The 25,941-nt window shown below is 43.4% G+C and carries 18 protein-coding genes; 14 read left to right on the plus strand and 4 right to left on the minus strand.

The window, feature by feature from the left end; translation table 11 throughout:
* Nucleotides 1-155 precede the first annotated feature (155 nt).
* Complete coding sequence (locus tag PCAR9_RS16375) at nucleotides 156-887, plus strand: FadR/GntR family transcriptional regulator (RefSeq protein WP_179984532.1); 732 nt, start codon at nucleotides 156-158, stop codon at nucleotides 885-887.
* Between the two features lie 642 nt (nucleotides 888-1,529).
* Nucleotides 1,530-2,855, plus strand: a complete 1,326-nt coding sequence (locus PCAR9_RS16380; protein ID WP_179984533.1) for a mechanosensitive ion channel family protein — start codon at nucleotides 1,530-1,532, stop codon at nucleotides 2,853-2,855.
* Between the two features lie 51 nt (nucleotides 2,856-2,906).
* Here PCAR9_RS16380 and PCAR9_RS16385 read toward each other — a convergent pair whose 3' ends face one another.
* Both PCAR9_RS16385 and katG read right to left on the minus strand, forming a co-directional pair.
* Entirely contained in the window at nucleotides 2,907-3,392 is a 486-nt protein-coding gene (locus PCAR9_RS16385) for a hypothetical protein (protein ID WP_179984534.1), read from the minus strand.
* 209 nt (nucleotides 3,393-3,601) lie between these two features.
* Nucleotides 3,602-5,902: a catalase/peroxidase HPI gene (gene katG / locus PCAR9_RS16390; protein ID WP_179984535.1), complete on the minus strand. Its 2,301-nt coding sequence runs from the start codon at nucleotides 5,900-5,902 to the stop codon at nucleotides 3,602-3,604.
* Nucleotides 5,903-6,411: 509 nt separating this feature from the next.
* Here katG and PCAR9_RS16395 point away from each other — a divergent pair.
* The 3 genes from PCAR9_RS16395 to PCAR9_RS16405 all read left to right on the plus strand — a co-directional run bounded on the left by PCAR9_RS16395 (nucleotide 6,412) and on the right by PCAR9_RS16405 (nucleotide 10,342).
* Nucleotides 6,412-7,008 carry a porin family protein gene (locus tag PCAR9_RS16395; protein ID WP_179984536.1) on the plus strand — a complete coding sequence of 199 codons (597 nt, stop codon included), beginning with the start codon at nucleotides 6,412-6,414 and terminating at the stop codon, nucleotides 7,006-7,008.
* 422 nt (nucleotides 7,009-7,430) lie between these two features.
* Nucleotides 7,431-9,647 carry a VTT domain-containing protein gene (locus PCAR9_RS16400; protein ID WP_179984537.1) on the plus strand — a complete coding sequence of 739 codons (2,217 nt, stop codon included), beginning with the start codon at nucleotides 7,431-7,433 and terminating at the stop codon, nucleotides 9,645-9,647.
* The gene (locus tag PCAR9_RS16405; RefSeq protein ID WP_179984538.1) at nucleotides 9,635-10,342 is read left to right on the plus strand and encodes an endonuclease/exonuclease/phosphatase family protein; all 708 of its coding nucleotides are present in this window, start codon (nucleotides 9,635-9,637) and stop codon (nucleotides 10,340-10,342) included. Before PCAR9_RS16400 ends, PCAR9_RS16405 begins: the two co-directional genes overlap by 13 nt.
* Before the next feature lie 44 nt (nucleotides 10,343-10,386).
* Here the strand turns inward: PCAR9_RS16405 and PCAR9_RS16410 are convergent, their stop codons facing one another.
* Nucleotides 10,387-11,367, minus strand: coding sequence for a LysR family transcriptional regulator (locus PCAR9_RS16410; protein ID WP_179984539.1), 981 nt, complete (start codon nucleotides 11,365-11,367; stop codon nucleotides 10,387-10,389).
* Nucleotides 11,368-11,765: 398 nt separating this feature from the next.
* Here PCAR9_RS16410 and PCAR9_RS16415 point away from each other — a divergent pair, with 398 nt between their 5' ends.
* The 6 genes from PCAR9_RS16415 (at nucleotide 11,766) to PCAR9_RS16440 (ending at nucleotide 19,002) form a co-directional block, all read left to right on the plus strand.
* Nucleotides 11,766-14,360, plus strand: a complete 2,595-nt coding sequence (locus tag PCAR9_RS16415) for a TonB-dependent receptor plug domain-containing protein (RefSeq protein WP_179984540.1) — start codon at nucleotides 11,766-11,768, stop codon at nucleotides 14,358-14,360.
* A 116-nt stretch (nucleotides 14,361-14,476) separates the two neighbouring features.
* Entirely contained in the window at nucleotides 14,477-15,298 is an 822-nt protein-coding gene (locus tag PCAR9_RS16420) for a sulfite exporter TauE/SafE family protein (RefSeq protein WP_179984541.1), read from the plus strand.
* 19 nt (nucleotides 15,299-15,317) lie between these two features.
* Nucleotides 15,318-16,496 (plus strand): pyridoxal phosphate-dependent aminotransferase, encoded by a 1,179-nt coding sequence (locus PCAR9_RS16425; RefSeq protein WP_179984542.1) that lies wholly within the window; start codon nucleotides 15,318-15,320, stop codon nucleotides 16,494-16,496.
* Nucleotides 16,497-16,745: 249 nt separating this feature from the next.
* A complete protein-coding gene (locus PCAR9_RS16430; protein WP_179984543.1) occupies nucleotides 16,746-17,111 on the plus strand; it encodes a response regulator in 366 nt (121 codons plus the stop codon).
* Entirely contained in the window at nucleotides 17,108-17,692 is a 585-nt protein-coding gene (locus PCAR9_RS16435; RefSeq protein ID WP_118492212.1) for a chemotaxis protein CheX, read from the plus strand. The genes PCAR9_RS16430 and PCAR9_RS16435 overlap by 4 nt, the downstream gene beginning before the upstream one ends.
* A complete protein-coding gene (locus tag PCAR9_RS16440) occupies nucleotides 17,692-19,002 on the plus strand; it encodes a sensor histidine kinase (protein WP_179984544.1) in 1,311 nt (436 codons plus the stop codon). The genes PCAR9_RS16435 and PCAR9_RS16440 overlap by 1 nt, the downstream gene beginning before the upstream one ends.
* Before the next feature lie 68 nt (nucleotides 19,003-19,070).
* On the opposite strand, the gene PCAR9_RS16445 is transcribed toward PCAR9_RS16440, so the two are convergent.
* The gene (locus PCAR9_RS16445; RefSeq protein ID WP_179984545.1) at nucleotides 19,071-20,102 is read right to left on the minus strand and encodes an MBL fold metallo-hydrolase; all 1,032 of its coding nucleotides are present in this window, start codon (nucleotides 20,100-20,102) and stop codon (nucleotides 19,071-19,073) included.
* A 462-nt stretch (nucleotides 20,103-20,564) separates the two neighbouring features.
* Between PCAR9_RS16445 and PCAR9_RS16450 the strand changes: the two genes are divergently transcribed.
* The 3 genes from PCAR9_RS16450 to PCAR9_RS16460 all read left to right on the plus strand — a co-directional run bounded on the left by PCAR9_RS16450 (nucleotide 20,565) and on the right by PCAR9_RS16460 (nucleotide 25,863).
* Nucleotides 20,565-22,934, plus strand: coding sequence for a DNA polymerase II (locus PCAR9_RS16450; protein ID WP_179984546.1), 2,370 nt, complete (start codon nucleotides 20,565-20,567; stop codon nucleotides 22,932-22,934).
* A 256-nt stretch (nucleotides 22,935-23,190) separates the two neighbouring features.
* Entirely contained in the window at nucleotides 23,191-23,769 is a 579-nt protein-coding gene (locus PCAR9_RS16455; RefSeq protein WP_179984547.1) for an EF-hand domain-containing protein, read from the plus strand.
* A 357-nt stretch (nucleotides 23,770-24,126) separates the two neighbouring features.
* Nucleotides 24,127-25,863, plus strand: a complete 1,737-nt coding sequence (locus PCAR9_RS16460) for an AMP-binding protein (RefSeq protein WP_179984548.1) — start codon at nucleotides 24,127-24,129, stop codon at nucleotides 25,861-25,863.
* Nucleotides 25,864-25,941: the final 78 nt, after the last annotated feature.

Genomic DNA, 25,941 nt, shown 5'->3' on the forward strand with positions numbered 1-25,941 from the left:
AATTAAAAGAACTTTTCTGGTCATAGAGTGCTTCAACGCACAGTGCTCGGGACTTTGCGCTTTATGCTAGTTTCGATATACAATGGTCAGATAGAATTAATTTACCAATTGTCTCTTCTTTTTAGGTAAGCAACAGGCAAACAAGGGCTGTAAATATGAAGACTCGTCGTCTCTTCTGGAGCATAGTTGAAAAACTTGAAGCGCTAATCGATCAAGGAATTTATCCTGAAGGTAGCCGCTTACCCGCAGAAAGGGAACTCGCGGAGACGTACAACGTTAGTCGCCCTACTATCCGTGAAGCCATTATTGCGCTGGAAGTACGAGAGCGTGTAGAAGTAAAAACTGGTTCAGGTGTATATGTATTGCATCAGAAAAAACAAGGCCAAGCCACCAAGCCGATCAGCGCATTCGAGCTTACCCAGGCGCGAGCGCTTGTTGAAGGTGAAGCTGCTGCGCTTGCTGCTGCAACTATTTCAGATGAAGAGTTAGAGGCGCTGAAACAGACCCTGGTGGAGATGCAGACTCCTCAAAAAGCCGACGAGGCGGACCAGCGCTTCCATCAGATTATTTCTCAAGCGACACGCAATAACGCCATTATGCTGTCAGTTGAAAATTTATGGGAATTGAGGAGAACTGTCCCTCAGGTTATATCTGCCTATAGTGATGTGTGCTCACAAGGCGAAGAGCAAAGGCTGAGAGAGCATACGCTTATCTATGATGCTATTGCTAGCAAAGATACTGCAGGTGCAAGACGAGCAATGCATCAGCATTTTAATCGCCTTATCAACGCTCTTTTTGATGCGAGCGAGGCAAAAGCATTAGAAGAGATAAAACGTAAAACTGATGAAACCCGTGGGCTCTACTCTATAGCTCACCTAAGACAGTAGTTACGACTACGTACTTTTCTTGTTACAAAATAAAACAGGCTTCTTATTTCTAAGAAGCCTGTTTGCTTTGTAGGGTACTCTTGAGAGTAACTGTTTTTATTATTTTTGCTTTAAAGCGCAAAACAAAAACTACGGTTTGCCATTAAGTTTACACTCTTCAACATGCCGATTTTCGTATAAGCGCATAGATAAGCTAGTCCACACTCTGCTTAAACAAGCAGCAGAAAACAAATTCATATTACAATTCGGCCTTACCAGATGTCAACCAATTATTATTACCAATATTTGAACGCTTTAATTTTTTCTATCTAGTCGACAAAAATCGTTCAGTAGGAACATTACCTTTGCTCAAGTCATTTACTGTCATAAAATATAAAAAACGTTTAATTTCAGCACATTAGATAAACCCTTTATCCATCACTTTATATCTAAAAGGCTAAATCGTGTGGTGTCTACCCTTATTTCGATGAAAAAGCCGCCAAAACCTGTATGACCAGTGATGGATAAACAAACGATACATGTTGATTCGGTGAAAAAAGCTTTACCCTAGCTAGTATTAAAGATAAAAAGCGCGCAGGAATTCCACGCTCCATTAACAACATCCGCACTTATATTGCGCGATAAACCAATTAAGTAGAAAACATGAATGTTGATAGTTTAACTCAGCACTTAGAAGAGAAGTTAGCCATAGTCAAAGCATCGGTGATGTCTGATAGCTTCATTATTCAGCTTACGACCATTGTTGTGATTTATTGCTGTGCTTATCTGCTTGCTAAACAAGTAAAAAAGCCGTTTAAGCTTATGCAGGAAAAGCCACAGAATGGTGCACATACCATGAGTGGTCTTTTGTACAACCTTGGTGAGGCACTTTTTCCGCTTATAACCATAAGCACCCTGAAGATTACTACTGTATTAGGAGCACAATTTCAGTTTGATGCATGGCTATTAGAGATAGCTGTTGTTGTTGCATTGATGTTATTTGTAAGCTCTTTAATCAAAGGCTTTGTTGAGAACAGCACAATAGCCGCTTTCATGCGCTGGGTAGGCCTTCCTATCTTGTTTTTACATCTTATCGGCTTGCTACCGCTAATTACCTCGGCACTGGAATCGATAGCTATATCTGTAGGCAATGTTGAAGTTTCTGCTTACGGCGTTACTCGAGTACTCCTGTTCGGCGCTTTGTTATTTTGGCTAGGGCGAAGCTCTAATGCTATTGGGCAAGATATCATTAGAAATCAAAAGTCTCTTGATGTGTCTACGAAGGAAGTGTTCGCAAAGCTATTTGAAGTGGCGCTTTTCTGTATTGTGTTTCTCCTATTGCTTAACGTTATGGGGATCAATCTTACAGCGCTAGCTGTGTTCGGCGGGGCTTTGGGTGTGGGCTTGGGTCTAGGGCTTCAATCCATCGCCTCAAACTTTATATCGGGTATTATTATTCTGCTGGACAAATCGTTAACTGTTGGCGATTACGTTGAACTGGAAGACGGCCGTAAAGGTATCGTTAGAGAATTTAAAATGCGCTACGCGGTTTTGGAAACTTATGACGGCAAAGACATCCTAGTGCCAAACGAGAAGTTTATTAGCTCTTTGCTAATAAATTGGACGCATAAAGATCCAAAGCAACGATATCGCATTGACTTTTCGGTTGCTTATAAAACAGATATCCGCGCAATGGTAGAAATCATAAAGGAAGCGGTATCAGAGCACCCGCAAGTGATCAGTGGCGACAATATCCCTTTTGAAGAGCTACCGGACTGTGAAATAGACAGTTTTGGCGACTCAGGCGTAAACATGTTTGTCGAGTTTTGGATGGAGGGTGTAGACGATGGCAAGAATCGCGTGGGTGGTGATTTGCTACTTACTGTCTTTGAAACACTACGTGAGCACGATATTGAGATCCCTTTCCCTCAACGCGAAGTTCGGGTTATCAACGAGCAAAGTATTGGTATCCGAAATACCACACCATAGGCTTAGAACGAATATTAATGAGTGCATATTAAAACGGTGTCTTCGCGCTGGTTAGAACCTGGCGCGGAGAGTATCCCACTGCCACTCTTGGGCAAACAGGCCTAGCGTGTGAGCAAACTTTTTATAGTCTTCTTTGCCCATTGCCGACGCTACCGTCTTCAACTGAGACTTCGCTTTTATAGCTTTAACCTGAAGCAACTCTAACCGCTTATCCGCACTTGAATCGAAGTTCTCGCTAATGATGGCATTCGCTTTATCGGTAGCCTCCCATGCGGTGATCACATATCCCACCAGCTTAATGTAAACCCCGACCATTCCTTTTCTTTCGAAAATATTCTCGAACATAGAGCCAGATAACAATTTATGAAAGCTTGCTTCTGTCTCGAAGGCAACGAATGACTCTGCGTTTTTGAGTTCTTCTAACACATTGTGCAGAAGTTTTATGTGAGCGGCGGAATTAATAGCATTGTCGTTTAATGCATTAATATCCTCACTTAGCATTTCTAAGTTTACCAAGGTACGTTGAAGGCTAGCCATCGCGATATTTGTCTGTTGAGGCAAAAAGTAAAAATTCAGTGTATCGAAATAAAGAAAGCTTTGCGACGCTCCCAAGGCCAATTTAACTAGATTAACAATTTATAAAGTAGCTGTGAGTTCAGCGTAGAAAAAGGGCGCCGAAGCGCCCTTTTAAACTTTGATACTATCGCTAAGAAGTTCGCGATAGCAGACTCGCTCTATCTATTTACCTATTTACCTAGGCTGGCATTTAGGTCGTGACGTAAGTCGAAGCGGTCTAGCGTCATCACTTTAGTCCATGCATCCACAAAGTCTTCAACAAAACGTTTCTTCGCATTGTCGTAAGCATAAACTTCGGCTACAGCACGTAACTCGCTGTTTGAACCAAAGATGAGGTCTACAGGAGTACCTGTGTACATAACTTCACCTGTACTTCTGTTCACGCCTTCATATACCGATGGGTTATCAGTTTTTCTCCACTTAACACCCATATCAAGTAGGGTTACGAAGAAATCGTTATTAAGCGTGCCTACTTTGTCAGTGAATACACCGTGTTTGGCATCACCTACGTTAGCCCCTAGTGAACGTAACCCACCTAATAATACGGTCATTTCAGGTACAGTCAGGTTCAGTTGTTCAGCCTTGTCTACCAACATGTCAGTCGGCGAACGATAGCTGGCTTCAGCGTTGTAGTAGTTTCTAAACGCATCAGCTGTCGGCTCTAGCAAAGAGAAAGAGTTAATGTCTGTCTGCTCTTGGGTTGCATCTGTACGACCTGGAACTACAGGTACGGTTACTTCAACACCCGCGTCAGCCGCTGCTTTTTCGATAGCTGCTGCACCACCAATAACAATCAAATCGGCAAGTGACACTTTCTTCTTAGAGAACATGCGCGAGTTGTAGTCTTCCTGTAGCTCTTTAAGCTTAGACACTACAGCTTTTACTGTCCCTGGCTCATTAGCTTCCCAACTCATTTGTGGTTCTAGCGCAATACGTGCACCATTGGCACCACCACGCAAGTCAGATGCACGGAAACTTGCCGCCGCTGCCCACGCTGTTTTTACAAGCTGCTGAACCGTTAGACCACTTTCTAAGATGTCTGCTTTAAGCTTTTTAACGTCTTTATCAGAGATCGTTTTGTAGTCAGCTTTAGGCACAGGATCTTGCCAAATAAAGTTATCTTCTGGGATATCGTTACCTAGGTAACGTGCTTTTGGTCCCATATCACGGTGTGTTAGCTTAAACCATGCTTTAGCGAATGCCGTTTGATACTCTTTAGGGTCTGCCAAAAAGCGTTCGGCAATTTTGCGATACTCAGGGTCATACTTAAGCGCAAGGTCAGCAGTGGTCATTACAGGAGGGTTTCTCTTACCTTCCACGTGTGCATCTGGCACTGACTTGTGAAGCGATTCATCAGTAGGGACCCACTGAATAGCACCGGCTGGACTACGGGTTTGCTTCCACTCAAAACCAAGTAGGTTTTGAAGGTATAAGCTTGTCCATTTAGTCGGCAATTGTGTCCACGCCCCTTCTAAACCACTGGTAACTGTGTCTTCAGCATTGCCTTTTCCACAGTTATTTTTCCAGCCTAGTCCCTGCTCTTCTAAGCCTGCGCCACCTGGCTCAGCTTCTAGACAATCAGCAGGCTTGTGTGCTCCGTGCATTTTACCGAATGTATGACCTCCAGCGATTAGCGCTACAGTCTCTTCATCGTTCATCGCCATGCGACTAAATGCAGTGCGAATGTTTTTCGCAGATCCCATTGGATCAGGTACACCTTTAGGACCTTCAGGATTAACATATATTAGGCCCATGTGCGTAGCACCCAGAGGACGCTGAAGCTTGCCGTCGCGCTCTTCACGGTCACTAGCTAGCATTTCCACTTCCGGACCCCAATACACCATATCAGGTTCCCAATCGTCGGTACGACCACCAGCAAAGCCATAGGTATCGAAACCCATATTTTCCATACCCACAGTACCGGCAAGGATCATCAAGTCGCCCCAAGATAAACTTTCACCGTATTTTTGTTTGATTGGCCAAAGTAAGCGACGAGCTTTATCTAGGTTGCCATTGTCCGGCCAGCTGTTTAATGGGTCAAAACGCATTTGGCCGCCATCACCGCCACCGCGGCCGTCTAAAGTACGGTAGGTACCTGCGCTGTGCCAAGAAAGACGAATAAAGAAAGGACCGTAATTGCCAAAGTCTGCTGGCCACCAATCTTGAGACGTAGTAAGCAGCTCGTTTACGTCTTTTTTGACTTCATCAAGGTCAAGTTTGGCAAAAGCTTCAGCGTAGCTAAAATCCTCGCCTAGCGGGTTAGAACGGTTGTCGTGATCTCGAAGCGCAGAGAGATCAAGTTGATCAGGCCACCAAAACTGATTCGTCTTCGGTTGGAATGCTTTAGTCATCCCTGTGCCTTTAGCACCAGCGGGCTTACTGATCTGATCATTAGCAATAGCACCTGATGCGCCTAGCGAAAGCGCCACTAGTGCCGATAACGTAGTTTTTTTAAACCTATTTAAAGTCATGGTCTTTTCCCATCTGAGTTTGTTTTAGTTATTAAGCGATAAGCACTTAAAGCGCCGCCGCCCGTTAACATTTTGTTTACCTCATAAGCCGTTAAAAGATAGACACGCTTACGCAATATTTACAGTTGATAAAATGAATTCAAGTGATTGGAAAATCCAATCAATATAAATCTTCCATATTTCAACAACTTAAAAACGTATTCTGTTATTGGCGCTATTGGTGTTCAAAATATAGTCGAAGTATTTCTAGTCGCAACGCGTATTTATGAATCTCTTTCAGACTCTAGGAAAAATTTTCTTATGGTGCTTGGCAGTGGTTTTTAATACAAATCTAAAATGCATAAATAACAAACAATTATGCGACCACTCCTGTAAATTTTGCTCTAGTTTGAAATGAACACTGAAATTTCTACCATGGCACAGCAGTTGAAACAGAAAGTGTGTAATCAGGACACGTCGGCTTCAAGTGAGAAGTCGATGAATTATTAAGAAGTAATGAGGATGAACTTATGAAAAACACACTTAAAACACTTACTGGACTTGCTACTGTTGCCTCTATCAGCGCGATGGCATCGTTCGGCGCACACGCTCAATCAAATCAAATTGAAGCAAAAGACAGTGGTTTTTATGTAGGTGGTAATTACGGTTACCTGCGCGTTGAAGGCGAAGATGATTTCGATGATGACAAAGACGTATGGCAAGGTCTTGTAGGCTACAAGTTTAACGAATGGGTCGCTATTGAAGGTGGCTATATCGATTTTGGTGACTACGGTAACGATATTGCAGGTGCTGAGACGGATGGTTATACAGCCGCTATTAAAGGTATCCTACCGCTAACCGAACGCTTCTCTCTTTATGCTAAAGCAGGTCAGCTATGGTCTGAGACAGAATACAACTTTGCGGGTGTTTCACGTGACAACGATGACGAAAGCCTTTTCGTGGGTGCAGGTCTAAGCTATGCAGTTACTAGCAACTTCCTAGTGAACGCCGAATACACTGTATACGATACAGAACTAGACGCAGACGAAGCGTTTGATGATATCGACGACACGGACTTTGAAACCGATCTTAAGCAAGCGAGCATCGGTGTAGAATATCGCTTCTAAATAGAAGACCTACCCGAATTTAAATTTCTATATTAACAAGTAGAGCCTGCGTTTTTCACGCAGGCTTTCTTTTATCCCAGTATCAACTTTCTGCCTCTGTTAGAAATTGGTTACTGTTACTACTTTAAATGGAACATTTTCTGATGTTCTGCTTCGCGCAACGTAAGGCGATACCAGCAAGCAAACAGTTTGTTAATGCAATATACATTGAAATCTCTGAGTTCAGTTAAACGATAACGATGAAACTTCCTAGGTTGTGAAAATCTTACATTTTACTACACACCTTACATAATGCCCTCCGCCAAAAAAACAAATATCTCTTTATAAATCAAGCTATTGAAATCATTAAAAAGTATCCACCAGCAGGTATGAATTCTGCAACCTCACTTTTAGATTAATAAAATGAATAGCAGGTACAAAACATGCAGTCAGGCAAAAGTATATTCCAACCAGGTCAAAACTGTTGGGTAGAGAACAAAGCTCGTTTCTCTACTCCTCTGATAGATTGCGGAAACTATTACAAAGCCTTGCATAGCTCAATTGTTAAAGCCAAACACAGTATTTTTATTGTTGGTTGGGATATAGACAGTCGCATTCGGTTATTACGTGGTGACGATGAAGCTAACAGCGAAGCACCGAGTGTTATCAGTGACCTGCTTAAATGGAAAGCAGAGCAAAACCCAGACATCAAAATTTACTTACTGCGCTGGGATTCTTCTTTGGCCTTCTTCGCTCAACGTGAAATGTGGGCAAAAGAAGTGTGGGAAGAGAAAACGCCTGACAATGTTCAAACAGAGCTAGACGATACCATTCCAATGGGCGGCAGCCAGCATCAAAAAATTGTAGTTATTGATGACGAACTTGTTTTTTCAGGCGGTATGGATGTTTCGACTAACCGTTGGGATACCCGAGATCACCCCGTGGTATCCGAGGAAAGAGATGGTCCCGACGGCGAGTACGGTCCGTTACACGATGTTCAAATGGTTTCAAGCGGGCCTGTCGTCGCCGACTTTGCACAACTTGTTAGATGGAGATGGCAGCGAGTAGCTGAAGACACCCCTATTAATATTCGTGAAGATGCGCGTATTGATGACAATGCGCCTTTGCCTGAAGCATGGCCAGAAGACTACCCTCCACTTTTTGAAAACGTAGAGTGTGCGCTTGCTCGAACCATTCCATTTATGGATGAAGCAGAGCCAGCGCAAGAAGTACGTCATATGCTACTCGACTTAATTGGCGAAGCAGAGTCGGTTATCTATATCGAAAATCAGTTCACAACTCGTCAAGAAATCGCTGAAGCGCTTAATAAGCAACTTAAGTTAAAGCCAAGCCTTTCCGTTGTTATTGTTAGTTCTTACGAACCTAAAGGTAAGTTTGAATGTGAGGCGTTTTGGGCTAGCCGCATTGAGTTCAAAGCGATTTTGGAAAAAGGCATAGACCCCAAACGAGTAAAGCTGACTTACTCTTCAATAGAAGACATGCAGGGGCGAAAAGCATACAAACGCATTCACTCTAAGGTGATGACCATTGATAACAAGTATCTTGTTATTGGGTCTTCAAACCTAAGTAACCGTTCAATGACCCTCGACACTGAAATTGATACGGTTTTGTTCGGCAATAGTAAAGACAACCAAGCGTGTATAGAGCAAGTGAGAAACGACCTACTTGCTGAGCATACAGGTCGTGATATAGATGCGATGCCGGAGATATTTAACAGCCAGTACCCTGTTGAAGCATTGATGCAAGATCAAATAGCACATGGTTATGTGCTTACCGAAGTTCGCGACGAAGTATTTACAGAGCACTCGGTTAAAAATGTATTTCGAGCCTTATCAGACCCAGAAGAACCGCTTATTTCAGTACCTACATTTGATGGTGACGCGCTACCTGCTCGTAACCCCAAGCGTCGCAGCATAATGATTTTAATTGGCATTGCCATTATTGCGGTACTTGGCGGGCTGATGTTTTGGGCCAGCCAGTCAATTCCATGGTTAAGCTCAGACAGCATCAACGCCTTTTTAGAAAAAAGTAGAGGTACTTATTTTGCCCTTCCAACTGTTTTGCTCGTGTATGTAGTCGGCGGCGTTTTGTTCTTCCCGGTAACCGTACTATCTCTAGCAGTAGCCGCTATTTTTGGTCCAATTTGGGGGCCTATTTACGGCATTATGGGCGCGCTAATGAGTTCAGCAATTATGTTTGGTATCGGCAAGCTATCGGGTAACGCAGGACTTAGGAAGATTGGTGGGCCAAAGGTTGCCGCAGTGGATGAAAAGTTGAAACGCAGTGGCGTGGTTGGCGTAGCAGCCATTCGAATGTTGCCTATCGCTCCGTTTAGTCTGGTGAATTTAGTCGCCGGCATTTCATCTATCGGTATTTTCCAATTTTTAGTAGGTACGTTTTTAGGCATGTTCCCTCCAATGATAGCCAAAGGCTTAGTCGGCGACTCAATTGCGCAAATTTGGCAGAATCCATCCGTTAAAACCATAAGCTACCTAGTGGGAGGCATTATTTTATGGGGCTTGATGATTTGGGGGTCGCAAAAATTCGCGCGCTACTATCAAGCTCGAAAAGAGGCTAATACCGAAACGGAAGAAGGCAGTAACAACTGTAAGGATGAGTCTGAAAAATGTGCCGCATAGTTACCTACAATATCCATAGCGGAGTTGGCAGGGATAAAAAGCACGACTACAAACGTATTGGGCAGTTTCTTGCGAACAGCGGTGCTGACGTGGTTTTGCTTCAAGAAATGGATACGCGCCCTCCCGAACGAGATACAGCGCAAGATGTAAAAGACATCTGCGCTGGCAATACGTTTAAATTGATTCCCTCCCCAGCAATTAGAGAATCTGATGGGTGGTATGGCAATGCAATTTTAACCCGTTTTGATGTGTTGGAACACGACACCATAGATGTGAGTCAAACAGGTCGACAGCCAAGAAACGTGCAGATTGTTGAATTAAAGACTGAGAAAACGCCTCTGACGGTGGTGAATACCCACAAAGGGCTCAAGAAACTTGAGCGTCGTTCGCAGTTTTCTCTGCTCCACGAGCACTTGTCGCGGCGTTTAAAAGAAAAACAAACGCCGCTATTTCTAGCAGGTGATTTTAACGAATGGCAGTTTTTTTCAAAGGCCTTTAAGGCATTAAATGATTTGCTATTGCAACAGAAAATTGGTGCCACGTTTCCTAGCAACTTCCCTGTATTTTCTCTCGACCGCGTCTGGGTAACTGAAGATATTAAGGTAAAGTCATGTAGGAAACTAAAGAACGAAAAAACTAAGGTGTTGTCCGATCATTTACCCGTATTGGTAGATATTGTTCTACCTGAAGCGTAAGCGAAAATGCTATTTTCAATAAATGAAAAGTGGGATTTTCTCGATTATGCTGATTTCGCCACAAAGGATGACGCCGCAAACTCTAGGGTACCGCACCAATGTTTGAGCGCATTCTCCTTTGCTACCACTTTTCGAATGATATCGATAACTTGCTGATATTCGTGCGTAGCTTTTCTCTGTTTGTTTGTAGCGGCTAGCACAGTTCGATGCATTTCAGGTTGGGTGATTTTCAGGGTAGAAACCAGGCCTGACTCTTTCAGATGAAAAATAGCTGAAGTGGGCAATATCATTACCCCCTCCCCTTGCATTACTTGCCTTAGCCCTGTCATCAACTGCCCAGAATATGCAAGATCATGCTTAAGGCTCACTCCTGTAGCTTTTTCGTAATCAGCAATAAGCTGACCAAGTGCATCTTTATTTCCGGGCGATAAAAGAGGTAGTTCACTTATTTCCCAGAATTTTATCATTGATTTATCTTTAAGGTTGGCGTACTCGGGATAAGCTGGGGAACCAGTAAAAACGAGATGTAGCTCTTCTTGAATAAGAGGGGTCACGCTCATAAATTTAGGTTCTATCGCCTGTTGATAAGTTAAAGCAATATCTACCTGTTTTGATTCGAGCCAGTCGTTGATGGTGTATGAAGGCCCAGTGCTGATCTCTACTTTCAACGCTTTATGATTACTCGTTATTTCAGTTAATAACGGCAGGGAAAGTACGTTGCCAATTGACGGAAGCATTCCTATTTTTACTACTTTTTGCTGTTCTCCCTGAAATGCTTGCAACGCTGATTTCACGTTGTCAATTTCACCCATTATTTTCTCTGCGTGTTTGTAAAATACTTCTCCAGCGGGCGTTAAGCTTATACCCGAAAAACTTCGTTCTAGCAGCGTTGCTTTGACTTCTCGCTCCAAGCTTGCAAGTTGCTGACTAATAGCAGGCTGAGCAATATCTAGGGCTCTTGCCGCCGCAGCAATACTGCCTCGCTGTACTGTGGTTATAAAGTAATGTAGCTGTTTAGAGTGCACTTAACCCCCTTTTGGAAGGCAATAGAGAATAGCCCAGCGTAACTGCATCTGAAGTCAGCAAGGTATATGCCATTCCAATAGGTTATATGAAGCAAAGATGTAAATAAAAGCGCCCACAGATGGGTTAAAAAAATCTCACATTAGATGCTACTTAAGTCTAATACCAAGAAAACCGTGAGTTTCCGAAGGGGTCAATATTTTTCTTATACCCCTGAATATTCTTCTTTCTTCCACCAGCGGCAAAGAGTTTTTAGCCTAGTCCCTGTACACGAGTTACACAATAACAATTACAAGATGTGTATGCATCAATGTGGTGCTCGTGCGTGCCTAGAAAGAGTGCAGATCCAGTTAATCTGCATTCATAAATTAAGTAGCAATAAGCACGATTGGGAACACTAATGAATCAAAAGAAACTCCACACTGCAGTACGTTACGCACTTACCGGATTAACCCTTTTCACTACCTCAATGCTAGTACAGGCACAAGAAGCCAGCGAGGAAACTACAGAAGCTAAAGACTTAGAGCGTATAGCCGTTGTTGGCGCTCGTGGTGCGCCGCGCTCAGTGACAAGTTCGCCCGTTCCCGTTGACGTCTTAACCGCAGAAGACGTTGAAGCCGTTGCGTTTACCGACATGAACAACGTTCTAATGACCCTTGTACCTTCCTACTCGGTTGGCAGACAGCCTATCTCAGACGGCGGCACCTTTATTCGTCCTGCGACGCTTCGAGGCATGCCTACAGACAAAACCTTGGTTTTGGTGAACTCTAAACGCCGTCACAGAGCAGCGCTTGTTTCAATTGGTGGCTCTGGTACTCAGGGTCCAGATATCGCAACTATTCCTACAGCAGCAATCCAAAGTGTTGAGGTATTGCGAGACGGTGCGGCAGCTCAGTATGGTTCGGATGCCATCGCAGGGGTAATTAACTTCCAACTTAAAAACAATACTGAGGGTGGCTCTTTCACCATTGATTATGGTAGCTACTATGAAGGTGATGGCGACCAGATTACCGTTACAGGAAACAAAGGTTTCGCCCTTGGTGACGATGGATTCTTCAGCATTTCAGCCGAATACTCAGATAGTGAAGCGACCTATAGAGGCGAACAATATTGTGAACCATGGTTCTGTGTAGACGAGCAATCAGCCGAGTACATCGCTGATGCTACCGCTATGGCCAACAGTGTGCATGGTTCAGACGTAGTACAACCATGGGGGCAACCTAATACCAGCGGAAAACGCGTCTTTTTCAACGCGGGATACGCGCTAAGCGCTGAAGCTGAACTCTATGCCTTTGGTAACTATTCCGAAAGCGAAGGTGACGGGTCTTTCTACTATCGCTACCCTGGCAACGGGACTATTGAAGATATCCGTCTTGAAGACGGTTCTATTTGGAATCCTACAGAGTTTTTCCCTGGCGGGTTTACACCGCGTTTCTTTGGTGATGTCACTGATTATTCAATGGTGGGTGGCATAAAAGGCATGTCGGGTGATCTTACTTACGATATCAGTGGTCGTTACGGCAACAACGAAATTTCTTACACGCTAGCAAATACCATTAACCCTTCTTTGGGCAATGAGTCGCCTACGTCGTTTGAGCCTGGCGATTTAACTAACGAAGAAACCCAAATTCAAGCTGATTTTACCTATGACCTAAGTGAGTACGTACTCGCTTTTGGAGCTAGCTATCTAGACGAGTCTTATGAAATTTCTGAAGGTGAGGTAAGCTCATATTTTGCAGGCCCTTACGCTACCTCTGACCCGTATGGCTTTTGTGACGGAACTACCGCTACTGCCGAAGGACTAGCCGTTATTGCAAACGGTTCAACATTAAATTGTGCTGACCCAGATGATGCTGTCTATACAGTAGTTGGCGTAGGTTCTAACGGTTTCCCGGGTTACTCACCTGACTATTCAGGTTCATATGAACGTGATTCTTATGCGGTGTACACAGACATTTCGGGAGACATTACTGACGAGCTATTTGCCCAAGCAGCATTACGCTATGAGGACTATTCAGATTTTGGCTCTGAAGTAGTTTACAAAGTCGCGGCATTTTATCAATTAAACAACGATGTAGGTTTTAGATCTTCATTTGGTACAGGCTTCAGAGCGCCAACCCCAGGTCAGCAGGGTACAACTAACGTATCAACTCGCCTGCCTGATGGTTTCCCTGTAGCTACGGGCTTATTCCCTGCTGGCGGCGAAGTTGCGCAGGCACTTGGTGCAGAAGAACTTTCACCTGAAAAGTCGACCAACTTTACATTAGGTATGACGGCCAACTATGGTGATTTAACCCTTACCGTAGATTACTACAATATCAAATTAGAGGACCGCCTTTACTCTGTATCCACACGTGATGTCTCAACAACGGTGGTAACCGACCCAGATGCTGATGGTTATGATGCTTACCAGAATTACTTAGCCCTTGCTGGAGCAAACGTGTCGGGCGCTGAGTCAATCGGTGGTGTTTTCTTCTTCCAGAACGCATTCGATACAGTGACAGAGGGCTTGGATGTCGTAGCTACATACAAGATGGAATCCAAGTATGGCTCAACCGTTTTAACCGGCTCGGTTAACTATAATAAAACTGAGTTTGACTCTGACCCCAGCGAATATCTAGACGCAGAAGATCAGTTCGATTTTGAAAATAGCCGACCTGAAATGCGCGGTGTGTTCTCAGTCACTCACAGTTACGACGTATGGTCTGCGGTAGCTCGCCTTAGCTATTTCGGCGAATACGAAAACGCGGGGAGCAATGATGGTGTGGATCCAACAAGCATTCAAACCTTCGGCGACGAATTTATGTTTGATATCGAAGGCTCTTACCTAATTAGCGAAAACCTTACGCTTTCAGTGGGTGTCAGAAATCTATTTGATAACTACCCAGATCTGAGTACTAACGGAGACGCTTGTTGTGGCGAGCTGTATGACTCTGGCTCGATAGTCGACTGGCAGGGTGGGTACTATTACACACGGTTAGCTGCTCGTTTCTAACCCGGGTTAACAAACACCGGCGTAAGCCGGTGTTTGCGTTTTTAAATAACTGTATATAAGTAAAACTTAAAAGGTCATTCAATGTTTAAAGCTGTATTGTGTGGGGTAGAAAACTGATGGAAATAGAACTACTGTGGTTTGTAGTTACCTTGTGTATAACCGGTGCCATTGCTGGTATTACCGCAGGTCTATTCGGCAATGGTGGAGGCTTTGTTGTTGTTCCTGCCCTACTCGCTGTTTTTCCTTTCTTTACTCCCCCTTCTGAATCACTAGTGAAAGTTGCAATAGGTACGTCATTGGCATCAATTGTCGTATCTAGCGCGCGTTCTGTTATGGCGCACCGAGCCAAAGGCGCCGTTGATTTTGACATCCTTAAGTCTTGGAGTATTTGGCTTATTCTTGGTGTGGGCGGAGGACTATTAATCGCGAATAACTCTAGTGCGAATGGCTTAACCGTAGTATTCGCTGCAGGTGTACTGCTTTACTCTGTATATTTTCTTTTCCCTGAATTTGTTGTACGTCCCGGCCTTGTTTTCGATATGCCTAAAGGCATAGGCAAAGCGGTACTAGCATTTGTATTGGGCGGCTTCTCTGCATTACTTGGTATAGGGGGAGGCACGCCAACCGTCATAACAATGGTGATGTGCCAACGCACTATTCAGCAAGCTGTTGCTACCGCTGCCGGCGTTGGATTTCTCATCGGCCTACCAGGTGCTATCGGCTTTCTATTTATGAAGCATCCAGACACGGCATCTCTTCCTGTTGGCACTATTGGCTACATCAACATTCCAGCGCTCATCGCTATCAGCATAGGCGCAATTTTTACTGCACCTATCGGAGCGAAGATGGCGCATAACTTTAGTGAAAAAAAGCTAAAGCGATTGTTTGGCATTTATCTCGTCATTGTTTCAAGCGCAATGTTCTATAAAGCCATTTAAAATAAAAAGGAGAATATCTATGAGTTATAACCGTTCAAGACGTTTATTTTTAGGTGGCTCGGTAGCAGCATCAGCCATAGGAGCAACAGGTTTTAGTAACTTGGTTAGCGCTCAATCTTCAAGTGCTGCAGCAAATGAGGCGGCATCGGTGATTTATGGCCCAAAACCTGGCGTAGCGAAACTAAACGCTAACGAAAATCCGTTCGGCCCTAGCCCCAAAGCGTTGGATGCCATTGCTCAGGCCTCTGCTCAAGGAGGTGCTTATTACGCTTATCCAGCAGCGATGACCCTGTTAGATATGATAGCCGAGCGTCATGGCATTACGCGTAAGAATATTTCACTAAGCGCAGGGTCTAGCCCAATTCTTTCCTACGCAGCCGTTGCTGCCAGTAAAAACGGTAAGATTCTTGGTCCGGATCTTTTTTGGGACACCACCTCAAAAGCACCTGAGAAACAAGGTGCGCCTGAAATAGTAAGAATTGCTAATACAGCAGATCTCGACATTGACCTTGACGCCATGTATGCCGCTATTGATGACTCTATCGGTATGGTACATATCTGTAACCCTAACAACCCCACGGGTAAAGTGCTTGATCCAGATAAACTTCGCGAATTTTGTATCAAAGCCTCGAAAAAGACACTTGTTTTAGTTGACGAGGCCTATAACGAACTCATCGAAGAGCCACCAAAGCATTCAATGATCCCGCTTGTTAAAGCTGGCCACAACGTCATCGTTGCGAGAACCTTCTCGAAGATTTATGGTTTAGCGGGTATGCGAGTAGGCTATCTAATAGCATCTGAGGAAAATACTGAATGGATTAATCGCTTTGGTATGGGCGGCTACACATTGAACCAAGCGGGCCTAGCAGCCGCAATAGCGAGCTATAATGACGATGCCTTTTTAACGTTTTCTAAAGAAAAAATTTATGAAGGTAAATCTATGGTTATGGACGCTGTGAAGGCTAATGGTTTGACAGCCTTACCCTCTAGTACTAACTTTATCTTTGTTAATCTTGGTAATGGCAATGCCGAGTATTTTCGACAAGCTATGGCTGAAAAAGACGTACTTATCCGAGGCATTTATCGTACTTACAATAATTGGTCTCGTGTAAGCATGGGCAAAATAGCTGACGTTAAACGTTATGTCGATGCAATGCCAGCTGCGTTAGAAAAAATGTATGCAATGCAAAAAGGCTAAAAATATAGGGGCATGTGTCAGCTTAGATACATGCCTAGCCCTCTTCATTCCCCCCTAAGCACCAGCCTTCTAATTCAACTAAAAGTCTAATACGCACAAAAGTCACCTTTGTCATATACTCAATTCTGTAAGTTCTCATGTAGAGCATGACTGCAATAATATTTTCAAAGGTATTGTTGCAGTAACGCAAAAGTTGCACATACTTTACTAAAAAGGCATCACGTTAAATGCCATTCAAGGAGGCTGTAAATGTCACTTTCTGTACTAGTTGCTGATGATTCCAAGTTGTCGAGGCGTAGTGTTATACGCTCGCTTCCCCAAGATTTAGAATACGAGATAACTGAAGCAACAAACGGACAAGAGGCAATAAATGCTCTCTGCGAAAACGAATTTGCGCTCATTCTTTTAGATCTTACCATGCCCGAGGTAGACGGCGTTGGCGTGTTAGAGCATTTACATGAAAAGTCTAACATGCCAAACGTTATTGTAATAAGTGCTGATTTTCAGCCGGAAAAGCAAAAAATTGTGATGTCTTTAGGCGCTAAGCGTTTTCTTCGCAAACCCTTAGATAAAGAAGAGTTGGCCATGGCACTGTTTGAGCTGGGGTATCTATGAGTATCGTACTACCACTGGATGAAGAGCAAAGAGATGCCCTTCAAGAACTGTTAAATATTTCGATGGGGCAAGCCGCGAACTCGCTCGCTCAACTTATTGAAACAAAAATCGACATTTCTATACCTAAAATTTCAGCCGTCACGCCAACTCAGCTCTATAGCCTTTTATTTGAAACCGAAGATGCCTTTTATACCCGTCAGTCTTTCTTAGGCGATGTGCACGGTGAAGTCATGTCCGTGCTGTCACAAGCAGGTTTGAGTGAAGTTGCTACTCTAATGGATTACGACGAACCGTTAAGTAAGGAAGATATTCAAGAAATCATTCTGGAGCTTTGCAATATCTTAGCGGGCGCATGTTTAGCTGGCCTTTCTGATCAGTTAGAGCTTACCACCAACTTAAACATGCCTACGTTGTTTTTACCCGATAAAGCGAACTTTGATGAGCTCCAGTGGCAGCATAGCTTGGTGATGGAAGTACAGTTCGTTATCGCAATTTCCTCATTTAGCATGCGCGTTGTGTTTTGTTTAGACGATGAATCTCTTGCTCGCATGAAAAACACATTGGATGAGTTACTCGCATAATGTTTGAACAGCTGGTAGGTAAGTTACCTGTCGGAATTGGTGTAGTCGATGAAAGCTTTAACGTCGTTTATCTCAACGACTTCTTTTTAGATCGTCTCCCTCACAAAATGCGCGACTGTTATAAAGACACGCCTGTGGTTGAGTTGTTTCAAGGGCAAGGTAAGTTCCTTAAGCGTAGGCTAAAGTCGGTATTCGTATTACAGCACCCAAGCTTTAGCTATTGGGAGCAAAGACCGCATATATTTCCGTTCAAAAGCTCTCGGCCTATTACGGGCGAAGAGACGCAGATGTACCAAAATATGGAAATTTTGCCTATTAAAGATAAAAAAACCGGGCAGCGTTTAGCCTGTATATTCTTGCAAGATGTAACCGCTCAAGCGAGCTATTTCAGAGCCCAGCAAAAACTTTCCGAAGCCCTAAAAAAAGAGCACGAAGCGCAGCGAAAGCTCATTCGCAAACTCGATACCGCCCAAAGCCAGCTTATTCAAGCTGAAAAGATGGCCTCTACGGGACAACTTGCAGCAGGGATAGCTCATGAAATTAACAATCCAATTGGCTTTGTAAATGCGAACCTCAATACGCTAGATCAATACGCATCACACCTTCTTGCCATATGTGACGGTGTTAAAGGTCAACTTGAACACTTCACCGACGAGCTAAGAGAACAAATTGATGCCTTGTTCGAGTCGAATCACTATGACCTACTGAAAGACGATATCACCGAGCTAATTGCAGAGTCTACTGAAGGGCTTACAAGGGTAAAAGATATTGTCGAGAACCTTAAAAACTTCTCACTAGAAACTGCCGAAGGGATGCAAACAGTAGATATATGCGCCATATGTAATCAGCTAATCACGCTCATCTCCGCTCAATACAGCGCTCCCCTATATAAAATTGAATGTGAGCAAGAAAAGGTGGAGGTTATGGGGAATCCAGGGCCGTTGAAACAAGCCCTGATGAACGTAGTGATAAACGCTGCGCAAGCGATAGATGATAAAGGCTTCATAAAACTCACCATCATTGATGCCGCTGAATCAGTAACAATTAAAATACTGGACTCAGGTTGCGGTATCCCAGCCAAACACTTAAAACGCGTGTTCGAACCTTTTTTTACCACCAAACCTGAAGGTCAAGGTCAAGGGTTGGGCCTTTCTGTGGCTTACACCGCCATAGAACAACACCAGGGTAAAATATCCATTAGCAGTAAAGAAGCAAAAGGCACTGTTGTAGAGATTACGATACCTAAAGCCCCAGCAGCGCCACCGCCGTCAAGCGAGGAAAGCGAAACGGAAGACTCTCAGACAGTTTAGATACTCATTGATATGCTACGATAAAAAATACCTATTAACGCCTTGAGTCATTAGGCTATTAATCTTCTTCAGCCCGCTAGTTTACTCGCTACGCACACCTTAAATATATACACACCGTCCTCATTTAGTGTACGCGAAATATCCCCTTCATTTATTAAGTAATTAAGGTGAGACAGACACTCCGCCACAGCGAACACCATGTTACGGCTTGAAAGTTTGCGCTTGAACATAACGGGTAAAAGCTCGACTACCGTCTGAGGTTTCTCACAAGCGTTTAACAAGGCTTTAAGGTGCTCGTGGTGATGCGCAATGAGTGAGTCTACCCGCTCGTGGAGACCAATAAAGGGAAGTTTGTGTGCGGGTAACACGGTTGTATTTTTCGGCAAGCTTTTAAATTGGGGCAAGGTGTTCAGGTAATCAGCTAAAGTATTGGCGTCAGGCTCCGTTGAATAAGCACCGATATTGGGTGTGATGATCGGTAGAATGTGATCGCCAGAGATAAGAATATTTTTCTTTTCATTGTAAAGGCAAGCGTGTTCGGGAGAGTGGCCGCGCCCAATCATAATCACCCATTCATTATCGCCAAGCGATAATGTCATGCCATGCTTTAAACGGGTATAGCTTATGGGAAGTGGCGAGACAACACTGCTGTAACCATTACCCTCGCCAGAGGTCAGCTTTGCAATCATTGATTCATCAAGTCCTACCCGTTGGTAATACTGTACATCCCTTGCGTTAGTAGCACCGTTTCTGCCTGCTGCAAAGGCTCTGGCAGTGAAATACTCGGTTTGGGTCATATAAAAGGGTACGTTATATGTATCGGCTATCCAACCTGCTAACCCCACGTGATCTGGATGTAAATGCGTAACAATGACACCTACAATTGGTGCATCTAATTGTTCAAATATACGCTTCCAGAGCGATTTGGTAGTAGATGTTCCAATACCAGTATCAATTACCACCCAGCCGCCTTCACCGCGAATTAAGTACAGGTTTATATGATCGAGTTCAAATGGAAGGGGCATAGTTAGCCAAAGTACGCCATCGGCTACTTCAATTAGCTCGCCCGGTTCTACCTGTTTGTCGTATAGATACTCCATATCGCCCTCACCTTTTCTAGCCTGCATCTTTTAATATTCACTGAGTCGTTCCACGGTTTCCAATGGCTGCTAAAGTAGCGTAGTTACGATCGCCAAGTATTGATTAAACCGTAAGTCGATAAAACATTACTCGATAATGTTTGTGCGTAAACTTAGCAGTATCTTATTTGTCTGATACCTTCGATTTCATGCAAGATAATTAGTACAAGTCTCGTTCTAACTCGCTCTGTTAACAAAAACAAACATATCTGTCGAATAGAGATCTATAGGAGTTGGTGATAACAAACGCTATACTATGGTTGTTGAAGTTGATAGCCCACGTATTTTGTACCTTTTGCGTTTTTCACTGAATGCGTAAAATGCTGGTTATAGGTGGTTATAAAAATTCGATCAGCGTCCACGCACTTAGGGCTTTCCTAATACATTGACACCATTAAAGAAGCGGTTAGTAAAAACAAATTCATGTCAGCCCCAGTAATACAGCAAGGGTTCATACTCAACAAAAGTACGTTTACTCAGCGAGGCAAAGTATATGTTGAACTCTGGGTTAAAACCGCCAATAACACCGCTAGATTAATATCGTCGCCTCAAAACCCCACTTGCTTTGTGCCCCTTGAACAATGTGCGGCATTGCGCGACATTGCTGGCCGCATTCCAGCTAAGATCATTATTTCAGAAGATGGTTTTTACACACTAGAGCAAGTACCTGTTGCTACGGTTAAAACTGCCACTGAATCGCAAATGCATCAGCTTCGTCAACGCGCTCAAGAGCAAAGTATTGTATTGTATGAAGCCGATATTCGGGTGGCCGATCGCTATCTGATGGAGCGCTTTGTGTATGGCGCAGTGGAATTCGTTACTCCAAAAGTGGTCGATGATGCGTCACAACTTGTTATAGAAAATGCGCAGATTAGGCCATGCCATTTCAGAACTACTTTTACATCGTTAAGTATAGATATTGAGTGTAATGAACACGAAGAGCTTTTCAGCATCGCACTCGCAGGTGAAGAAAAAAGTGTAGTGCTGCTTGTTTGCCCACCGAGTTTTATTGGGCAGACATTACAGGAGCAAGAAGACAGTCCATACACGCTCATTACGGTTGGGTCTGAGAAAGAACTGCTAGAAGCCTTTTTTTCACACCTTACCTCCTACGACCCAGACATTATTTTGGGTTGGAATGTTAAGCAATTTGATATGGCTGTGTTGGGCCGCCGTGCTAAGGCAAATTCGCTCAATTATGCTATTGGCCGCCATGGCCGAGAGGCTTCAGTAAGACAGTGGGAAGATCAGACACTCGTTGATGTACCTGGACGATGCGTGATTGATGGTATTGAAGCACTTAAAACCATGACCTATCAATTCGAGTCCTTCTCCCTTGACCATGTTTCCGAAGAACTGCTTGGTGAAAACAAGCTTATTCAAGCGGCAGACAAACTTGAAGCGATAAAACACCTTTATCATAGCGATCCTGTTGCCCTCGCGAACTACAACTTTAAAGACACCGAACTAGTAAACCGCATTCAGGATAAAACCCAGTTTATTGATTTTCTGGCATTGCGCAGCATTCTTACCGGCTTAGATATGAGCCGACCGGGAGGCTCGGTAGCGGCGTTTTTAAACGTTTATTTGCCCAAGCTACATCGCAAGTCGTATGTCGCAGGAGTGAGGCCTGAAAATGGCGGTTTAGCTAGTCCTGGCGGTTATGTCATGCGCTCCCAACCTGGCTTGTACAAAGATGTTTTAGTACTCGATTTTAAAAGCCTATACCCTTCTATTATTCGAACGTTCAAAATCGACCCTTTAGGGCTTGCGGAAGGGCTTAAGTCTCCATCAACCGCTATAGAAGGCTTCAAGGGTGCAGTATTTAGCCGTGAATCACATTTCTTGCCTTCTATCATTGAAAACCTATGGCTTCAGCGCGACGAAGCCAAAAAACAGAAAGACGCACCACGCTCTCAAGCGATTAAGATATTAATGAACTCTTTCTATGGAGTACTTGGTAGCGGAGGCTGTCCTTTTTACGATCCTCGTCTTGCGAGTTCAATTACATTGCGGGGGCATGAGATCATGCAAACCACCGCGAGTTGGATTGAAGAATTGGGCTATACAGTTATCTACGGTGATACCGATTCAACTTTTGTGCATGTTGAAGGAAATACTGCACTAGGTACACCTTCTGAAACAGGTCGCGAGCTTGCCAAAATTATTAACCAAAAATGGACTGAGTTACTTAAGCTTCAGTTCGACATTGATTGCCATTTGGAGATTGAGTTCGAATCTCACTTTTCTACCTTCTTTATGCCAACAATTCGTGGCTCTTCTGAAGGTAGTAAAAAACGCTACGCAGGGATGAAAGACGGTGAGCTTATCTTTAAAGGTTTAGAGAACGTGCGTTCGGATTGGACAGTACTTGCTAAAGTTTTCCAATACGAACTATACAAAAGAGTCTTTACCAATGAACCTGTAAAGCAGTACATCAATAAAACGCTAAACGCAGTAAAAGCGGGAAAGATGGATGAAGAGTTGGTCTATAAAAAGCGACTCAGAAAGCCACTTTCTTCGTATGTGAAATCTCTTCCCCCTCACGTTAAAGCGGCGAGACGGGCCGACAAATTATTTGAAGAACAGGGTTTACCACTTCGCTACCAATCTAATACTTCCATAGCCTATGTAATTACCGTTCAAGGGCCACAAACGCTGGAAACAATCTCTGCGCCGCTTGACTATGACCACTATATAGAGAAACAGATAAAACCCATTGCTGATAGTATATTGCCAATGATATCCCTTAGCTTTGAACGCATAGCTAACGCTCAACTTTCCTTATTTTAATTATGTTTATCTGTATGAAGATCTTTCAGGCTTCGTGACAAATTAACAAAAGCATTACACTCTGAATCTATTTCAAACTTTAGCTATTACAAATATTTTCAATAACTTAGCTCGTTGGCACGACAAGTGAATAAGATATTTGTGAGTAGCTAAATAGGTTTGTGCGAAGTATTAACTTCAATCAACATGCGTTCAATTTAGTGATTAGGGCAATTGATAGCCCGTGTTCGCAAAGAGAAACAGAAGGAATTTGATTATGAAGATCACAAAGTTAAGTATGATTACTAGTGCTGTTGTTGCAGCTACACTTTCTGCGTCAGCATTCGCAGGGCATCATGAAGAAAAAATTTCTAAGAGCTTTAATGCGCTCGATCAAGATGGTAATGGCTACATAGTCGGTTCAGAATCCTCAGGTACTATCGACAGCAAATTAGTATCTAAAATGGATACTGACGGCGACAGTATGGTTAGCCGCGCAGAATTTAATTCATTTGTTGACGAAAAACCATCTATGTTCAGTGACGAGGTTATCACGCAGGTAAAAACTGAAGGTACAACAGACGCTGTACTAACTGAAGAAGGCAATCCAGCACTTTTTTCTAAAGCTGATAACGAAATGATTTCAGAAAAGAATAAAGAGTTGCGCACTGAGATGTCTGCAACGGCCAATACTAAGTTCACTAAAATCGATATGGATAGCGATGGTAAGATTAGTAAGAAGGAACTAGATATGGCCGACGTTGAAGGCGACTTTGACTCAATGGATGAAGACGGAGATTCGTACATAACTCGTATGGAATACCGTACCTATTTTGAAGAGATTGAATCAGAATAGTTAAATTAAGTAATTCATAGTATTCCCAACTATGTAGCCCCGCTTAAAGTGCGGGGCTTTTTTATTTTCCCTCAAAAAATACAACCCCACTAAGTTCACCAGTTCGCCCACTAATAAATGGTCTGCGACGAAACGCTAATATTTTTCGTTGAACAGCACCGTATACGACCAACATCTTGTCGACAAAACGCATTTGCAACCATATTGTTAATAAAGGTTAAATATTTTGTTTGCACAATTGCGCATTCTGTAATTAGCGCAAAGGTCGCTATTGTGTACTTCGATTTCAAAATCATGATGGCGATTATCCAAAATCACATTTAAATCATATGCGTACGCGCATGGAGGCAAGGAATAATGGAATCAAATACACAGTTAAACACTGTATTTCCACTTCAAAAAAGTGAGTTTAGCGGTCCTAGTGATGCTGAACTTACATCACTCACAATAGGTCAATACTTCAAAAAGGTTGTCGACAATTATGGCGATAACCCAGCGATCATCGTAAAACATCAGAGTATTCACTGGACCTATCAGCAATACTGGCATGAAGTAGAACGTGTGGCCTGTGGTTTACTGGCCAATGGCGTAGAGCCTGGTGATCGAGTTGGGATATGGTCCCCCAATAACATCGAGTGGTCACTTGTACAAATGGCCACGGCAAGAATTGGCGCGATCATGGTATGTCTTAACCCAGCTTACCGCCCAGATGAATTAGCCTTTGCTATTAACAATGTCGGGGTAAAGCACTTGGTGATGGCACAGTCTTTTAAACACTCAAACTACATCGCCATTTTGAAAGAGCTAGCTCCTGAACTAGATTCTGACGAACAGAGTCAAACGGACGCGGCGCTATCGCTCTCGAAGCTCCCTTCTCTTAAACATGTATATACTATCGGTGAAACGTCTGTAGACGGCTTACAGGCATTTTCAAAACTGCAAGTAGAGCCTACTGAAGCTTTAAAATCGCAGTTAAAAGACATAGAAAGAACGCTAAATGCTGATGATAACATCAACATTCAATTCACCTCAGGCACAACGGGTAACCCGAAAGGCGCAACGCTCACTCATCGTAATATATTAAATAATGGTTTATTAGTATCAGAAGCTATGAGATTTACGCACCAAGACAAGCTTTGTATTCCCGTACCGCTCTATCATTGCTTTGGAATGGTGTTGGGCAACTTAGTCTGTTTAGCATCTGGTGCATGCGCAGTATTTCCTGGGGAGTCTTTTGACCCTGAACAAACGCTTCGCACAGTAGAAGAAGAAAAGTGTACAGGCTTGCACGGCGTGCCTACCATGTTCATCGCAGAGCTAGAGCTTCCTAACTTTGGAGGCTTCGATTTATCGAGCTTGAGAACAGGCGTTATGGCAGGAAGTACATGTCCTGAGGAACTAATGCGTAAAGTCCATAGTAAGTTTCATATGACCGAAGTCGTTATAGGTTACGGTCAAACAGAATGCAGCCCTATCAATCATATTACCGATATTGATTCACCATTTGAAAAACAGGTTAAAACAGTCGGCCGAGCTATGCCTCATACCGAAGTAAAAATTATCGACGCACAAGGCAGTACGGTTCCAATCGGAGAGCCAGGTGAGATTTGTGCAAGAGGCTATTGCGTAATGAAAGGTTATTGGGGAGATGAAGCTAAAACTAAAGCTACCATAGACGCTGAAGGCTGGCTTCATTCTGGCGATCTAGGCGAAATGGACGAAGAAGGATATGTCACTATAGTAGGCAGAATAAAGGACATGATCATTCGCGGGGGTGAAAATATTTATCCACGAGAAATCGAAGAGGTGCTGTACCAACATGACGATGTATCCGACGCAGCTGTGTTCGGCATACCCGATAATAAGTATGGCGAGCAAGTGTGCCTTTGGATAAAAGCAAAGGACGATAGGCATATAGATGAAGAGCAAATACGAGACTACTTAAAATCAAAACTTGCCTACTTTAAAGTGCCTAAATACATCAGTGTAGTAAAAGAGTACCCAATGACAGTAACAGGCAAGCTACAGAAGTTTAAAATGCGTGAACACATGATAGAAACGCTAAAAAAGCAATCCCTACAAACCGAAGCATAACCCAAAAAAATAAAGGGGTCAGAGTCTGAGGTATCCCCACAAATAATGTAACGATATCAGTAAGATAAAAAAGACAGG

The sequence above is a fragment of the Alteromonas macleodii genome (genome assembly GCF_903772925.1).
Lineage (GTDB): Bacteria > Pseudomonadota > Gammaproteobacteria > Enterobacterales > Alteromonadaceae > Alteromonas > Alteromonas macleodii_A.

Excerpts from the sequence above, each read along its gene's own strand:
- PCAR9_RS16450 (WP_179984546.1), top strand. The coding sequence starts at position 20,565 with ATGTCAGCCCCAGTAATACAGCAAGGGTTCATACTCAACAAAAGTACG.
- katG (WP_179984535.1), bottom strand. The coding sequence starts at position 5,902 with ATGACTTTAAATAGGTTTAAAAAAACTACGTTATCGGCACTAGTGGCG.
- PCAR9_RS16405 (WP_179984538.1), top strand. The coding sequence starts at position 9,635 with ATGTGCCGCATAGTTACCTACAATATCCATAGCGGAGTTGGCAGGGAT.
- PCAR9_RS16420 (WP_179984541.1), top strand. The coding sequence starts at position 14,477 with ATGGAAATAGAACTACTGTGGTTTGTAGTTACCTTGTGTATAACCGGT.
- PCAR9_RS16435 (WP_118492212.1), top strand. The coding sequence starts at position 17,108 with ATGAGTATCGTACTACCACTGGATGAAGAGCAAAGAGATGCCCTTCAA.
- PCAR9_RS16380 (WP_179984533.1), top strand. The coding sequence starts at position 1,530 with ATGAATGTTGATAGTTTAACTCAGCACTTAGAAGAGAAGTTAGCCATA.
- PCAR9_RS16460 (WP_179984548.1), top strand. The coding sequence starts at position 24,127 with ATGGAATCAAATACACAGTTAAACACTGTATTTCCACTTCAAAAAAGT.
- PCAR9_RS16425 (WP_179984542.1), top strand. The coding sequence starts at position 15,318 with ATGAGTTATAACCGTTCAAGACGTTTATTTTTAGGTGGCTCGGTAGCA.
- PCAR9_RS16385 (WP_179984534.1), bottom strand. The coding sequence starts at position 3,392 with ATGGCTAGCCTTCAACGTACCTTGGTAAACTTAGAAATGCTAAGTGAG.
- PCAR9_RS16415 (WP_179984540.1), top strand. The coding sequence starts at position 11,766 with ATGAATCAAAAGAAACTCCACACTGCAGTACGTTACGCACTTACCGGA.
- PCAR9_RS16395 (WP_179984536.1), top strand. The coding sequence starts at position 6,412 with ATGAAAAACACACTTAAAACACTTACTGGACTTGCTACTGTTGCCTCT.
- PCAR9_RS16440 (WP_179984544.1), top strand. The coding sequence starts at position 17,692 with ATGTTTGAACAGCTGGTAGGTAAGTTACCTGTCGGAATTGGTGTAGTC.
- PCAR9_RS16445 (WP_179984545.1), bottom strand. The coding sequence starts at position 20,102 with ATGGAGTATCTATACGACAAACAGGTAGAACCGGGCGAGCTAATTGAA.
- PCAR9_RS16400 (WP_179984537.1), top strand. The coding sequence starts at position 7,431 with ATGCAGTCAGGCAAAAGTATATTCCAACCAGGTCAAAACTGTTGGGTA.
- PCAR9_RS16430 (WP_179984543.1), top strand. The coding sequence starts at position 16,746 with ATGTCACTTTCTGTACTAGTTGCTGATGATTCCAAGTTGTCGAGGCGT.
- PCAR9_RS16375 (WP_179984532.1), top strand. The coding sequence starts at position 156 with ATGAAGACTCGTCGTCTCTTCTGGAGCATAGTTGAAAAACTTGAAGCG.
- PCAR9_RS16455 (WP_179984547.1), top strand. The coding sequence starts at position 23,191 with ATGAAGATCACAAAGTTAAGTATGATTACTAGTGCTGTTGTTGCAGCT.